The 15,530-nt window shown below is 37.3% G+C and carries 13 protein-coding genes; 4 read left to right on the forward strand and 9 right to left on the reverse strand.

Annotation, left to right across the window (positions count from 1 at the left end):
- Window positions 1-2: 2 nt before the first annotated feature.
- The 5 genes from ACGH4F_RS04020 to ACGH4F_RS04040 form a co-directional block, all read right to left on the reverse strand.
- Window positions 3-1,121: an ABC transporter permease gene (locus ACGH4F_RS04020; RefSeq protein ID WP_411590094.1), complete on the reverse strand. Its 1,119-nt coding sequence runs from the start codon at window positions 1,119-1,121 to the stop codon at window positions 3-5.
- Window positions 1,118-2,854 carry an ATP-binding cassette domain-containing protein gene (locus tag ACGH4F_RS04025; protein ID WP_411590095.1) on the reverse strand — a complete coding sequence of 579 codons (1,737 nt, stop codon included), beginning with the start codon at window positions 2,852-2,854 and terminating at the stop codon, window positions 1,118-1,120. The genes ACGH4F_RS04020 and ACGH4F_RS04025 overlap by 4 nt, the downstream gene beginning before the upstream one ends.
- 5 nt (window positions 2,855-2,859) lie before the next feature.
- Window positions 2,860-3,849, reverse strand: coding sequence for a secretion protein HlyD (gene hlyD / locus ACGH4F_RS04030; RefSeq protein WP_411590097.1), 990 nt, complete (start codon window positions 3,847-3,849; stop codon window positions 2,860-2,862).
- 17 nt (window positions 3,850-3,866) lie between these two features.
- Window positions 3,867-4,361 carry a MarR family winged helix-turn-helix transcriptional regulator gene (locus ACGH4F_RS04035; RefSeq protein WP_411590099.1) on the reverse strand — a complete coding sequence of 165 codons (495 nt, stop codon included), beginning with the start codon at window positions 4,359-4,361 and terminating at the stop codon, window positions 3,867-3,869.
- 73 nt (window positions 4,362-4,434) lie between these two features.
- Window positions 4,435-5,319, reverse strand: coding sequence for a helix-turn-helix transcriptional regulator (locus tag ACGH4F_RS04040; RefSeq protein ID WP_411590100.1), 885 nt, complete (start codon window positions 5,317-5,319; stop codon window positions 4,435-4,437).
- Window positions 5,320-5,598: 279 nt separating this feature from the next.
- On the opposite strand from ACGH4F_RS04040, the gene fsa reads away from it, so the two are divergent.
- The 3 genes from fsa to ACGH4F_RS04055 all read left to right on the forward strand — a co-directional run bounded on the left by fsa (window position 5,599) and on the right by ACGH4F_RS04055 (window position 7,795).
- The gene (gene fsa, locus ACGH4F_RS04045) at window positions 5,599-6,261 is read left to right on the forward strand and encodes a fructose-6-phosphate aldolase (RefSeq protein WP_294827079.1); all 663 of its coding nucleotides are present in this window, start codon (window positions 5,599-5,601) and stop codon (window positions 6,259-6,261) included.
- A 145-nt stretch (window positions 6,262-6,406) separates the two neighbouring features.
- Window positions 6,407-7,198 (forward strand): siderophore-interacting protein, encoded by a 792-nt coding sequence (locus ACGH4F_RS04050; RefSeq protein ID WP_411590103.1) that lies wholly within the window; start codon window positions 6,407-6,409, stop codon window positions 7,196-7,198.
- 15 nt (window positions 7,199-7,213) lie between these two features.
- On the forward strand, window positions 7,214-7,795 hold the full coding sequence (locus ACGH4F_RS04055) for an ACP phosphodiesterase (RefSeq protein WP_411590105.1): 582 nt from the start codon (window positions 7,214-7,216) through the stop codon (window positions 7,793-7,795).
- A 106-nt stretch (window positions 7,796-7,901) separates the two neighbouring features.
- Here the strand turns inward: ACGH4F_RS04055 and ACGH4F_RS04060 are convergent, their stop codons facing one another.
- A complete protein-coding gene (locus ACGH4F_RS04060; protein WP_267359255.1) occupies window positions 7,902-9,983 on the reverse strand; it encodes a 3-hydroxybutyrate oligomer hydrolase family protein in 2,082 nt (693 codons plus the stop codon).
- Window positions 9,984-10,105: 122 nt separating this feature from the next.
- Window positions 10,106-11,005 (reverse strand): HTH-type transcriptional activator IlvY, encoded by a 900-nt coding sequence (gene ilvY, locus ACGH4F_RS04065; RefSeq protein WP_267352206.1) that lies wholly within the window; start codon window positions 11,003-11,005, stop codon window positions 10,106-10,108.
- A gap of 200 nt (window positions 11,006-11,205) precedes the next feature.
- Here ilvY and prfC point away from each other — a divergent pair, with 200 nt between their 5' ends.
- The gene (prfC, locus tag ACGH4F_RS04070) at window positions 11,206-12,798 is read left to right on the forward strand and encodes a peptide chain release factor 3 (protein ID WP_411590108.1); all 1,593 of its coding nucleotides are present in this window, start codon (window positions 11,206-11,208) and stop codon (window positions 12,796-12,798) included.
- Window positions 12,799-12,871: 73 nt separating this feature from the next.
- Here prfC and ACGH4F_RS04075 read toward each other — a convergent pair whose 3' ends face one another.
- Together ACGH4F_RS04075 and ACGH4F_RS04080 are read right to left on the reverse strand one after the other, a co-directional pair.
- A complete protein-coding gene (locus tag ACGH4F_RS04075; protein ID WP_267359257.1) occupies window positions 12,872-14,113 on the reverse strand; it encodes a hypothetical protein in 1,242 nt (413 codons plus the stop codon).
- Window positions 14,103-15,530: a glycosyltransferase family 2 protein gene (locus ACGH4F_RS04080; RefSeq protein WP_267352203.1), complete on the reverse strand. Its 1,428-nt coding sequence runs from the start codon at window positions 15,528-15,530 to the stop codon at window positions 14,103-14,105. The genes ACGH4F_RS04075 and ACGH4F_RS04080 overlap by 11 nt, the downstream gene beginning before the upstream one ends.

Genomic DNA, 15,530 nt, shown 5'->3' on the forward strand with positions numbered 1-15,530 from the left:
CCTTAATCTAATTGCATTCGGGTTTTTTTGAAAATCACCACAAATAACAGCAATAAACACATCAGTAAAAAGCCTGCATTAATCAGCATGACTGAAAAAATATCGCCCGCTAAAAAGAGGGTTTGTAGAATATTGACGTAGTAACGTGCAGGAATGATATAGGTAACTAGTTGAATGATAGCGGGCATGCTATTGATTTCAAATACAAAACCTGACAGCATGACCGCAGGTAAATAGGCCGCATTTAACGCTATCATTGCGGCATTAAATTGATTCCGCGTAAGCGTGGATATTAATAAGCCAAGTTGCAAAATCACCAATAAAAATAGACTGCTGAGTAGTAACAATAACGTAAAGGATCCACGAAAAGGGACATGCATAATGCCTACGGTGACAATAAAACAGATAATTAAGGCTATTAAACCGATTAAGTAATAGGGAATCAATTTAGATAATAAGAACTCCAACTTGGTCATCGGGGTAGAGAGCAATGCTTCCATTGTGCCACGTTCCCATTCTCGAGCAACGACTAACGACGTCAATATCGAGCCAATTATCGTCATAATAATGGTTATTGCACCGGGCAAAATAAAATTTTTGCTGATTGCTGCGGAGTTAAACCAAACGTGTGAAGTCATGTCAATCATTGGTTGACTATTCATTAATTGCTGTTGACTGCGCTGCTGTAACCAGATTTGCCACACACCGGTTAAATAGCCTTGTACAAAATTAGCGGTATTCGGTTCACTTCCGTCGGTAATTAACTGAATGGCTGCTTGCCTATTTTGCACTTGTTGAGCAAAATTAACTGGAATGATAAGCATACCTCGAATTTCGCCAGCATTTAATTTTGCCGATAATGCTGAACGATTATCCAGATATATGGGTTCAATATAGGGGGAACCATTTAACACTTGGACAAAATCATGCGCAGGTTGACTTTTTTGTTCAACTAATACCCCAACACGGATTTTATTGGAATCTAAACTGATACCATAGCCAAATAAGAAGAGTAATATTAATGGAATAATAATTGACATGATCCAACTGCTCGGGTCACGAATAATCTGTTTCATCTCTTTTTTACACAATGTTAATGTTCGAGAGAGTGAAAATATCATGTTGTTGCCCCTGAGTTAGCGTCGTTCACCAATTTAATAAAGGCTTGCTCCATGGTGGCGTTGCATGCGACCGATTGCTTAAGTTGGTTGGGGGAGCCTAAAGCAATCAACTTACCACCATTAATTAATGCAATGCGATCACAATATTCTGCCTCGTCCATAAAGTGAGTGGTGACCATGACCGTAACCCCTTTTTCGACTAAACTGTTGATATGGATCCAGAACTCACGACGAGTGATAGGATCGACGCCAGATGTCGGTTCATCAAGAAACACAATATCGGGTTTATGCATTAACGCACAGGCTAAAGCTAATCGCTGTTTGAATCCTAAGGGGAGTGATTCTGGTGTTTTGTCTAAAATAGGCTCAAAATTAAATGCGGTTATCATTTCATTCATGCGCAGTGTTTGTTCACTGCCTATTAAGCCGTAGATACCTGAAAAGAAGCTTAAATTTTGGAATACAGTTAATCTGTCATATAAAGAAAAACGTTGTGCCATATAGCCAATGCGTTCACGTACTTTAGTTGCACTTTTTTTGAGATCAAATCCCAATACTAACGCTTGCCCATCACTAATTGGTAATAAACCACACATCATTTTAAATGTTGTCGATTTACCTGCGCCATTGGGCCCTAATAAACCAAATATTTCACCACGCTTTATGGCAAAATTAACATGATCCGTTGCAATAAAATGACCAAAAGTTCGGGTAAGATCTTTTGCTTCTATGACAATATCGTTTGGCAGACCGGCAACCTGCGGCATAATTTTAGTTAATATTGATTCTTTTTGAGTTATTCCGCCTAATCGGTCAATAAACGCATCTTCAAACCGTCCTAAGGTAGGTTGATAAGTGATGTTAGTTGTCCCAAGTTTTGCTATGACTTGTTCAATGGCGTGATTCGGCTTGAGTATTAAGCGAATACGATCACCTTCAATCACGCCGTCACTGACTTCAGGGAGTTTTAAGGCCGTTTGTAATAACCGACGATGTGAAATTGGCGAAGCGAGCAGGTAAACTCGATCTTTGACACGTTCAGTTAAACATGAGGGTTGACCTTGAAAGAGTAATTCACCTTGATTCATCAGTAAAATTGTTTCACATTGCTCGGCTTCATCAAGATAAGAGGTGCTCCAGATAATTAACATCCCTTCTTTGGCTAGTTGATGAACCATGTGCCAAAGTTCTTGGCGTGAAATAGGATCCACGCCAACACCAGGCTCATCAAGTAATAATATTTGTGGATCGCCAAGCAAAGTACATGCTAACCCCAATTTTTGCTTCATTCCCCCCGATAACTTGCCCGCCAAACGTTGGGTAAATTTAGTTAAATTGGTGAATTTTAGGAGTTTGGCAAAAATTTGTTGACGTTCTTCTTGTTTGATATGTCGCAGATCAGCAAATAAATTAAGGTTTTCACTAACCGTCAAATCCTCGTAAAGACCAAACTTTTGGGGCATATAGCCTAAAATTGCGCGCAATTGATCCCGATCTTCAGTCGGATTATATTGCGCAACATTAATTTGACCTGCACTTGGCGAAAGCAAGCCTGCCAGCATACGCAATAGTGTTGTTTTCCCTGCACCGTCAGGGCCAACCAATCCTGTCACACCCTGTGCAAAAATTGTTGTCGATAAAGGTTTTAGTGCGACAGTGACTTGCTGATTTTTTTGCTTAAACACTTTGGTCACATGAGTGAGTTTGATTTGCTGGCGATTTTGTTTAGTCATAGCGATTATTCTGCAAATTTAATCGTTACCGGCATGCCTTGGCGCAACATATCATCCGCTTGACCGTCACCAGTTTGACGGATTTGAATACGTAAGCGGTAAACTAAATCTGTACGTAATACAGGGGTTTCGACGGTTTTAGGTGTAAATTCGGCCGTAGGCGATACAAAACCAATCTGTCCAATATAAGGTTTATCTGGCTGTGAATCGGTATAAACATAGACAGTTCTACCCGGAGTGGCTTGATGTAAATTGACCTCGTCAATATAAGCACGTACCCAGACAGGTCTGTCTATAGATATAGCATAAATCGGGGATCCTGCGGTTAACATTGTGCCTGATTCTACTGCCCGAGTTAAAATGGTGCCGTCGGTTGGTGCATAAAGTTCGGTATCCGATAAGTTAAGTTCCGCTTGGTCTAACTCGGCTTTAGCCGCTTGCACGGTGGCTTGTGCAGCTTCAACTTCTTCTTTTCGGTAACCATTAGTAAGTTGATCAAGTTTTTGCTTTGCTGTTTGTAAATTAGCGTTAGCTTGATTACGTAAGGTTAAACTGTTTTCAAGTTGATCTTTAGAAATGGATGATGATTTCATCAATTTGACCATGCGTTGGTAGTTATTTTCAGCATAATCATAACTTGCTTGATATTGTAAAACTTGTGCTGCTGCTTGGGCAACTTCTTCTTTACGATATCCGGTTATCATTAAATCAAGTTGCGCCTGCTTTACCATTAAATTTGCTTTCGCTTTATTTAAAGCGATTTGATAAGGTTTTGCATCCAGTTTAGCTAATAGATCACCTTGTTTAATCGAATCACCTTCTTCGTGATTTAATTGTATTAAGCGTCCTGATACACGAAAGCTACTGTTTACCGTTCGGATATCCACATTACCATATAAAATCAGCGATGAAGGACTTTTATACATGAACCAAATTGCCCAAATTACTGCAATAATGATTAATATTAACAGGGAGATAAGCCCTTTTTGTTTCATGGATATTCTCATTTAGTTTACTCGGCAAGATGTTTTAAAAGTTTAGTTAAAATTGAGCGTAACTGCTGGCGTTCTTCTTGAGTAATAACTTGCCAAGCTTGAACCACTTTTTTTTCCATGGGCGGTATTTCATATTGAAAAAAATTGATGCCTTTTTGGGTTAAAATTAAGCAATGTGAGCGGCGGTCATGCGGATCAGCTTGGCGGGCGACTAAGTCATTTCCCACCAGTGTATCAACAAAACGGGTAACTTGTACGCGAGTAAAATTGGTTAATTCACTGATTTTCGATGGTTTTACCCCTTCAGGGTGAAAGGCGTTAATCACTAATAAAACCGCAAATAATTTATCATCTAATTGATAATGTCGGTAGGTTTGATTCAAATTTTCTAATAGTGCTTCGGTACTAAATTGCAATAAGCGACTTAAAAAAATCTCGTCATAGTTTGAAGAGAGTCCACGAGCTTTAAATTTTTCAATCAGTTTTTCAACGGTTGCTATCGGGATTGCCATCACATCACCTTATTTAGATAATTTCATTTGAAACTATATCAAATGAAATTACTTTTTACAACCATTAATTTAGTTAACTAGTTTTGTTGTTATCCGTCATCGGTAATAATTTACTATGATATTGGCGACGGTATTCGGTAGGGGTACGTTCAGTTTTTTTTCTGAAGATTCGACAAAAATAGTGACTATCTTTGAAACCTGAAGCCAAGGCAATATCTTTGATATTTAAATCATAGTCTCTAAGGCGAGTTTTTGCATATTCCAGACGTACATGGGTAAGATATTCATTCAAACCTATTTTACCTTCTCGCTGGAATAGGTGAGATAGATAATTGGGTGAAATATAGAACATTTTAGCGAGAAAATCTCGGGTGATATCGTCACGAAAATGGCTATCAATATATTGCCGAATTGCCTCAAATAAGCTAACTGTTTTGGTTGAGGTTTCGACATCAACATTCAGTAAGTCGAAGGTATGACTTAATAAGCTTTGAATAAGATGATAAGCGGTAGGAGCACGCTCGCAAGGCTGATGCTGCCAAGTTAGTTCAGCTAGCGCTTGAATGATAAACGCCCCAATACGTGCTCCTCGCCTAGGTACATTAATTTGATCATAAGATGTCAGTGCTTGACCGTCCCACTGGTTGATAGTCATGCTAATTTGTTGTTTATCATACAGGATGCTTAATGTGGTGAAGGGGGTTGTATAAGCGGGCTTGCTCCAACTTTGTGCTGTAATATATAAAAGATCGCTAGGAAATAACGTTTTTTCAATAATGTTTCCTTGATAGTCTGCCCATTGTATGGATTGTTTTCCCTCTATCATGATTTCTATTCTGGGTAAACTGACTTGATCAGCAAGTAGTGGTGCTGATTGAGCATAATTAGCAAAATATATCTGATTCGTTTGTTGATGATTAAGGCATTTTGCTAACACTTCATTGATCGTTATCGCCATATCGCTATCTTCATAAAATAATATCGTAGATAAATCGAGTTATGTATCGTAACCATGATTATATACTGCCAAATAGTATTTTAAAGTATCAAGTAAATCGTTAATTTTATCATTAGGATATTCTTAAAATGTTTTTAGTGTGATCTCACTCACATTTTCTTATTAAGCGTACAAATATCCAGTAAATTGCAGGATTGTCATCTAGGCTATCGGTTTAATATTATCTAGTATGATATCAATACAGTGATTAATGATTTGAACATTCAGCAGGAGTTAACCATGGAGTTATATTTAGATACCGCCGATATTGAAGCCATTAAACGTCTAGCCCCCATTTTACCGATTAAAGGCGTCACAACCAATCCAAGCATTGTGGCAAAATCCGGTCAATCACTCTTTACCTTATTATCGACACTGCATGATTTATTAGGCGCCGATAAATTACTGTTTGCACAGGTACTTTCAAGCGATGCATCATCCATGATAAAAGAGGCAGAACAACTCAGAAGAGTCGTACCCAATATTGTTACTAAGATTCCTGTTAATGCAGAAGGACTGAAAGCGATTAGAGCTTTAACACAACAAGGAATCCCTACTTTAGGCACTGCTGTTTATGGCGCAGGGCAGGGATTATTAGGTGCGCTAGCTGGGGCTAAATATATTGCGCCTTATGTCAATCGAATTGATGCCCAAGGCGGCAACAGTAAAGATACCGTGCAAGAGTTACAAAAACTGTTAGCGTTACATTGTCCTCAAACTATGGTATTGGCGGCAAGTTTTCGCACACCTAGGCAAGCATTAGATTGTCTGTTAGCCGGATGTGAATCTATTACCTTACCGGTGGATGTAGCTGAACTATTTATCTCCGATCCAGCTGTAGATGCAGCGATAGTAAAATTTGAACAAGATTGGCGTAATGCGTTTGGTTCACTGACTTATTAATTTAAACTGTCATCATCTGTTATCACATTCCGCCTAATTGTGTGGAGTGTGTTTGTCTGTGTTTCTGAGCAATAATTGAAAAGATAGCCTAAAAATTTAAGTTTTGTTGTATGATAGTTAAAAATGAAATATTAGGTTAGCCATAATGACAGGAAAAAAACAAACATCTATTGTTAATGCACTTTTAACGGTATTGAGAATTGAAAGGTTATCGCATAGTTTTATTCGAATTAACTTTAGTTGTGATAAACAGCTGACGGTTAATCCTTTATGGATTTGTCCTCATTTAAAATTATTGTTTGCTGATCCTTCAACGGGAACGATAATTTTTCCACAATTAGACGACAATAATAAAATTCTGATAAATGACAAGATTCGTCAATTGGCTCGCAGTTACAGTATTCGTCATTATGATGAAACGACACAGCAATTAACGATTGATTTTGCCATTCATCAAGAGGGATTAGCTTCGGTTTGGGCTCAGCAGGCTAAAGTCAATGATCAGATAGGTTTAGTCGGCACAGCGGCAAAACTTATGTTTAATCAGCAAAGTTTGGTGTTGATTGGTGATATAACAGCTGTACCTGCCATTTGTTATACGCTTGAACACCTACCTAACAATGTTAATGTTCAAGCGTTTATCGAAGTCAATCACCCAACAGATATTATGGCTTTACCGAAGAATAGTCTAAATACTCATGTTAACTGGCTGATACAAGATGTTAATCAGCCAAATCAACTTGTTGAAACAATAAAAAAAGCGAATATTGTCCATAGTGATAATTTACTTATTTGGGGCGGAATGGAGCGGGATTTAGCCCAGCAAATTCGACATACGCTTAAAGATAATTATCCTCATTTACCCCCCGATGCATTTCATATTATTAGTTATTGGCGACATGGTTTTGCTGAAGGGGAGTTTAAACATCGTGAATAGTAACGTGTAATTAAGATGAACATTCTGGCTCATTTACATCTTGCCACTTTAGCTAATAGCTCCTTAATTGGCAATAGTGTGGCTGATTTTGTTAAAGGGGATCCTTATCTTGTTTATCCGCAAACGATAGCCGACGGTATCATGTTACATCGTAAAATTGATAGCATGGTCGACAGTTTGACTGAAGTGAAACAAGCCAAAACACACTTTATCAAACCGCATCAACGTGTCGCACCGATTGCACTTGATATTGTATGGGATCATTTTTTATCTAAACATTGGACTGATTATGGCATGGGGCAATCAGTGTCTGAATTTGACCAATACACCAGACAACAAATTCAGCCCTTTATTCATCTCTATCCTGAACATTATCAGCATTTTATTCAGTCTATGTGGCATGGAAAATGGTTAGAAAATTACGCAAATCTTGAGTTTGTTGGAAAAGTGCTTAATGGTATGGCCACCCGACGACCAAAGCTATGGTTATTAAAAGAGACTATTTATGATATTAAGCAGCACTACAAAGAATTCGAATCGCTGTTTTTTAATTTGTATCCTAAAATGTGTCGTTTAATAATAGCTGATCCTATTTAGTTATCATCACCGCTAGGACTACCTGTTATTAATGTAAAATTAGACTTAACAAATGTGAATTAATAACTTGGATCTGTCCTAAGCGGATTGCTAATTACCGTAGATACTAATTGGGTAATATAATTTTCCCGTTTTCAGTCGTGATTAAATCCTTTTGGTTTGGTGTTTGCGAAATAGGGACAAGCGTATTTTCGGTCAATTGTGGAGCAAAACCTATTTTACCACCTCTGGCTTTTGCACGAACAACCTGGCTTTCAGGTAAAGAGGCATGATTCGTTAAATGAAACCATAACCATTCCATGGCATCTTCCCCATAATAATCAATTGGTAAGAGCGAATTATCAAATGGATAAGTGCCATCCAAGTAGCTGGTGTTTTCAATCTCATAATAGCGCAGTTGCGAGGCGTTACCTTCTACTTGGCTATTTAATGCGACATAAGCACGTGCAGTATAATCAGGTAGCTGTTTAACGTTATGACGAGCATGAACGATAAGGGTTTTTGTGCCATGTAAATTTGCTGATGCACTCACTTGATTAATGCCAAATTTAACTCGAGGATGCGTTAATTTTTTATATAAACATATGGCGCCCTTAGCATTATAGTCAATGGCTTTTTTGTTATCTGAACCCGAAAAGAAATCGCTTCTTGGTGAATAGGCATCTTCATTATTAACCAGTGCTAAAGCCGTTGAATCATCCGTTAACCATATCGGTAAATGACCCGTTGCAAAAGACCATAGCTGTTGAAATGTCACTTCGTGTAAACTAGCAACTTTACCTTGATAATTTATCGGATTTTGTTGCGTACTTGCGACCGAGTAACCACACATTCTATCGGTGACATCAAAATGACCATAGGCACTGATATATTGATAAGGCAATCCAATTGTTTCTTTATAATAAAAATAAGGGAGTTGGATATCCATTGATGGCGTCCAACCATAGCTATGTAATTTTTCAAGTGCTTCTTCAGGGGTACCTTTTGTTAATAAGTTTTCTTTTTTTAGCGCATCACAACGGTTTTGCGAATAAAGGTATTTGTCGGCAAACGGAATAGTGATCGTTTTGTGCTTAGCTACAATAGCAGGTATAGCACAAGGAATATACAGGGACGCATAACTACTGTAATCAGCAATTGATTTATAATCGATTTTTTGAGGAGCACTTTTATTATATTGAATGGAAACGGTGCTATTTTCAACATTGGGTTGAATTTGTGGATTAACCGCAACGATACCTTTAATGACATTGTCAGTATCAAGTTCACCTGCTTTTAATGCTGCACCGCCACCATCACTTGCACCATAAACTAAAACTATTGTGTTATCCTTATTAAAATGAAACTTAGAATCAGAAGGGAATTGTGTATTAAGGGCATAAAAAGCAAATTCAATGGATTTTAATACAAATTCGCCCCATCTTTCTTCAGAATTTAATCGTGAATGGAGTTGTTTTATTGCATAGCGATTTGGATATTTTTTAATAAATCTATCTCTATTGAAAATAGTGGGTTCGAATAATAAATTAGTAGATTGAGTATGCCCATTTATGGCATAACCACGCTTATGCTCAATATCATAAATACCATTGCCTAAACCTTTATCATTATAAACAACCGCACAATTGTGCCGAAGTCCCCATAAACCACGAATTTGCACATCTTTTGCATTATATAACCCGTCTGAATCCGTCGCAGGCACTGCAACAATACATGGTTTATTTTTATCAAAATCAAGCGGGATTTGCAGTAACATGCCCACCTTTTCTTGTTCTAATTTTAGTGTTGCTAAAATTTCAAATCCCGGAATTTTGCCATCAAAAAGGGGACTTAATTCCTGGCGTCTAAATCCAAATAAGGAGCCTTCACCATTATTGATATTGATAAAACGATTGAGTTTTGCTTGCCGTAGCTCTTGAATGGTTGGCTGAGTCGGATCACTGAAATGTGGGGTATAAATTGACGTGGATAAGGTAGTAAATCCTAAACCTGCCGTAACGAGGTCATCACTGTCACCATCGTAATAAACGGCTTCTTCGGTAAGTAGCCAGTCGGGAGCTGAGATTGAGTAATTTTGAGAAGAATCGGTCTGAATATCTTGTTGAGCGTGCAAGGAAATTGGAATAAGTGTGGAGCTAAAAAGTAATAATGATAATAATGTTTTAACGTGAAAGTTGTGCAATTGCATTTCAAATATTCCTTTTTGATAGTCAGACTGTTAAATAGTTGCGTATCATTCATTGCAATCAAAAACATTAACAATCCTGTTAATGTTAGTTTTTGAATGACAAATCCATTATAAATTATTTTCTAATTTTTGGTATGATTTAGATTGGATAGGTTCCAAAATGCCGCGATAATTTTTTCGGATAATCGCCTTTTTTGGACACACATTCCTATGTCAAAAGGTTGCATTAAGTTGGTTGACCATTCAGTAATACGCTCTCTTATTCTTTCGGGACTGTTTTCCATCACAACTTTCGGTAATAGGGCAACACCGCAGCCTAATGCCACCATTGAGACAATGGCTTCATGTCCGGCAACGGTGGCATAAATTTTAGGGCTGGTAATTTTCTGTTGCTTAAACCAAAGATCAATACGTTGTCGGCTTGGGCCATGCTCAGGTAAAATGAAAGGGATATTATGCCAATCGGGCTTTTTTTGATGAAGTTTATCACTAAAGGTGCTATTAAGTTTGGGTATTAACAAAACCATTTCAATTTCACCAAATTTTAAAAATTCAACACCAGCAGGCAATTGTTTCGGTTTGCCTGCGATAGCGAGATCCGCCTCGTTAGACTGGACTTTTTCAACGGCATCTGCCGCATCGCCAGTTGATAATTTGATTTCAATCAGTGGGTAATGTATACGAAACTGGTCTAAAATGTCGGGTAAATGGCTGTAAGCGGCTGTCACTGAACAAAAAAGTCTTAATTCACCAATGAGCTGTTGATTGGATAATTCTAACTCTTGTTTTAATTGCTGATGTTGACTAATAACTTGGAGTGCAAAACGTTTGACCTTTTCGCCAACTTGGGTGATTTGAACTTGCCGATTATCACGTATAAAAAGCGGATGACCAAAATAGTCTTCCATGCGTTGGATTTGCCGTGATAAAGTCGATGGGCTAACATGCATAGCATTAGCTGTCATGCCAAAATGACACGTCTCACATAAATGTAAAAATAATTTCAAATCACGAATATTCATAGAAAGTTCCGTTTTGATAAAACTTTTGCGTAGTTCAGCGCTATTTTATACTGTAAATGTACAAATTGGCTAGGCTAGTGAAGATATTATGCAGAGATAATTAAATAAGGAAAATCACAGGTAATACATTCATGGCAATGCATAGCGATACCTGTTAAAATGCTCGATTATTTTTGTACAGGTTAATGAACGTTAATTTTATGACAGAACAAGCTTATTTAGACGAAGTTAATGCTCGTCGCACTTTTGCTATCATTTCGCACCCTGATGCCGGTAAAACCACGATTACCGAAAAGGTTTTGTTATTCGGTCACGCAATTCAAACTGCCGGAACGGTAAAAGGGCGGGGAGCCAATGCTCAACATGCAAAATCTGACTGGATGGAGATGGAAAAACAACGTGGTATTTCTATCACAACTTCTGTGATGCAATTTCCATATAATGATTGTTTAGTCAATTTACTTGATACCCCCGGGCATGAAGACTTTTCGGAAGATACCTATCGCACATTGACAGCAGTGGATAGCTGTTTAATGGTCATTGATGCGGCTAAAGGGGTGGAAGATCGTACTCGTAAATTAATGGAAGTGACACGGTTACGTAATACCCCAATTTTAACTTTTATGAATAAGTTAGACCGTGATATTCGTGATCCAATGGAGCTGCTTGACGAAGTTGAAAACGAGCTTAATATCCTATGTGCACCGATCACTTGGCCGATTGGTTGTGGTAAGTTATTTAAAGGCGTGTATCATTTGAAAAAAGATGAAACCTATCTTTATCAATCGGGTAAAGGTCACACTATTCAGGATGTACGTATTATTAAAGGGTTAAATAACCCCGAATTAGATACAGCGGTGGGTGAGGATTTAGCTCTGCAATTGCGGGAAGAGCTAGAACTGGTTCAAGGTGCATCAAATGAGTTTGATTTGGATGCTTTTTTATCTGGTGATTTAACCCCTGTCTTTTTTGGTACAGCGTTAGGTAATTTTGGTGTCGATCATATGCTTGATGGCTTAACTGCTTGGGCGCCAACACCACAACCTCGTCAAGCGGATAAGCGAGAAGTGAAATCCTCAGAAGAAAAATTTAGTGGCTTTGTCTTTAAAATTCAAGCTAATATGGATCCAAAACATCGTGACCGAGTTGCTTTTATGCGTATCGTGTCAGGGAAGTATGAAAAGGGCATGAAGTTACGCCATGTGAGGATTGCCAAAGATGTGAATATTTCTGATGCCTTGACATTTATGGCAGGTGATCGTGAACATGTCGAAGAAGCTTATGCCGGTGATATTATTGGATTGCACAATCATGGTACGATTCAAATCGGTGATACGTTTACGCAGGGTGAAGATTTTAAATTTGTTGGTATCCCTAATTTTGCGCCTGAATTGTTCCGACGGATACGATTAAAAGATCCGCTTAAACAAAAACAGCTATTAAAAGGATTGGTGCAGTTGTCAGAAGAGGGAGCTGTACAGGTATTTAGACCCTTATCCAACAATGATTTGATTGTCGGAGCGGTCGGTGTGCTGCAATTTGATGTTGTGGTTGCGCGCTTAAAATCGGAATACAATGTAGAAGCCATTTATGAACCGGTGAACGTCACAACCGCCCGTTGGGTAGAATGTAGTGATGTGAAAAAATTGGAAGAATTTAAACGTAAATGTGAACAAAATTTAGCGCTGGATGGTGGCGATAATCTTTCTTACATTGCACCAAGTATGGTGAATTTGAATTTAACACAGGAACGTTATCCGGATGTTGAATTTAGAAAAACACGTGAGCATTAATGTAAACTTCATTTATCCGTTTTTGGTATAACCGATAATGCCAATTAAGAAGAGCTAGGTGACTAGCTCTTATTTAATCTTCTTCAACATCAAGCCCATTAATAGCAAAACCATCGAAAGAACTCCAGTTTGAAAATACTTCAGTCAAGGCATTAATCATGCCAAATAGCTCATCTTCTTTACCTTCAAAGCTAATTTCTGTGAAGTCAACTATATGATCAGTTGAATTAACATCAGAATTCTCATCATTTGACCCTTCTTCGATTTCACTATTCGTTTGGTCATAGGAGTAATATTTTTCGAATTCTTCACTGAGTATACCATTTTCAAGGGCAATAACGATTTTATGAAGATTTTCATCTCCCCATGATAACCATTTAGCACTGATATCATAAATTAGTTCATAATCAGTACGATAAACCATGATAATATATTTTAAGGAATAAGGTTCAATATACTGGATAATTTGCTTGCTTTGATTAATATCTTTTAACCAAAATGGGACTACAATCTCAATTTTTCCTCCCCAACTTTCACTCAATTTTTTTATCGCTTGTGCCCATTGTTGCCAAATCAGATCTTTATTTTGGTCATAATCACTTAATAAATAGGGTTCTATATCATATTGAATTCCAGCAAGACAAGGTTTATTTATACGTCGCTGACAGAATTGCTTAATTATCTGATTACGTTCAATCGCATTTTGTAAACCACTTTCAAGTATCATTTCTGCTGCTCCTTCAACAGCAATGATCTCAATACCATTTTGAAATGCGATGTCTAAGAGATTTATTAGCTGTTCTTCATATTCAATTTGCTGGTTTTCAATAAATAATTGTAAATAAATCTGATTGATCCCTTTTGATTTTATCTTTGTGATAAATTGGTTAGGTGAGTTATTCCATGTGGTTGCTTTCCAATTCCACATAGCAAGATTGCGGTTTTTTTCCGGATAAGTTAAGTTATCAATCAGTGTATTTGAATGTGTTGATTGTTCAATGTCCAGTTTTGGAAAATTTGAACTATCTGGTTGAGGGGATGTATCAAGTGATAAGGGTTGATTTTGATCAATCATAATTGGAACCGGATCACTCATTGCTACCTGCTCAATAATTTGCGTTGTATTTACCACGGCGCTTAAAACCGAATCGCTATTAGGATTCGACAAATCATGTTGCAATGCCGTATCGTATTGGCTCGTTTCGGTGTTTTTAAGGTTGTTCAACATCGACACATTACCCGCAAAAGCCGCAGGCATGACAGTAATTAGAATAAATAGTACATTGCTTGATAGTCGTTTAATGTTATTTATCAAATTTAACTCTCTCCATTTTTCCCCAAGATAATTTACCTTTTTTCAAACGGAAGAAACCTTTAAATTTCCAATATAAACAGATTTGTCGATAGCCAAAATTATCAATCAGCGAAATAAAAAGTAGTGATACAAAATATCTGATTTTATCTAATCCTCTTAGCAAGAGGCCGTCAATGGCAATGGCAGTCGAGGTGATTAAAATATTGTAACTAATAACAAGTAAAAAATAGGATAAAATTAAATTACCATCGACCACATCAAAATAACAAAAAAGAGGTAATAATACATAACCTAATAATTCAGCAATCGGCCCTAAAATATCGGTTAAAATCGAAAAGGGTAAAAGAATAAAACTTAATCTTTTATATTTTAACTTAAAAGTAAACTCCCGAAAATGCAAATAAGTTTGCAATGCACCAATATGCCAACGTATTCGTTGATTCTTTAATACTTTCCATTTTTCGGGTACTTGAGTCCAGCATACCGCAGTTGGGACATATTCTATTTTATAATTGGCTTTGGTATCATAGATTAGTTTATGTAATTTTACCGTAAAGTCAAAATCTTCACCAACCGAGTCAGCCGAAAAACCACCAATTTTTATGGCTAAATCTCGACGGAACAAGCCAAATGCGCCTGATATAATCGGTAATATTTTAATATGATTCCAGGCCACTTTAGCCATTAAAAATGAACGCATATATTCCAATGCTTGTAATTGAACAATGTACTTTCGTGATAGTTTTATTTTTGTTACCACCCCTTTATTAATCAAACAACTGTTTGCAACTCGGACGGTTCCACCCACGGCAATAGTTTTAGGACTGTAAATAAAAGGAATAACCGCTTTAGTTAATGCATCGGGTTCTAAAATGGAATCAGCATCAATGAGACAAACGATAGGGGCTTGACTTAAATTGATTGCCGCATTATGTGCATCGGCTTTGCCTCCATTGACTTTATCAATCACGCGAAGACGGCTATCTTTTTGAGAGATATAAACCCCTCTTATTTTGGCATGAGATAGGTGATTTTGTTCCACATTATTTAAATGATGGGCGGTTTCTTGTAATCGAAAATGGTCATAAATTAATTGAAAAGTATTGTCGGTTGAGCCATCGTTAATCACAATAATATCAACATTAGGGTATTCCGTTGCGAGCATCGATTCAATACTATCGATAATGGTAACGCTTTCATTATAGGCAGGCATAATAATAGAGATAGCCGGTAAAATACCTTCATTCTTTTTAATATTCTGAATTTTTTTATCGTTATCTCGCGCTTTAATTAGTACATAAACAGAAATGATAAGTTGCAAAAAATAGATGAGCACTTGTAAAAGTCCGACAATCATTATGAGAATAACCAGCACTTCCATGCAAAGCTTGATTGCATAGTATAAATCATTGTTCAT

The sequence above is a fragment of the Gilliamella sp. CG35 genome, from assembly GCF_046635745.1.
Lineage (GTDB): Bacteria > Pseudomonadota > Gammaproteobacteria > Enterobacterales > Orbaceae > Gilliamella > Gilliamella apicola_I.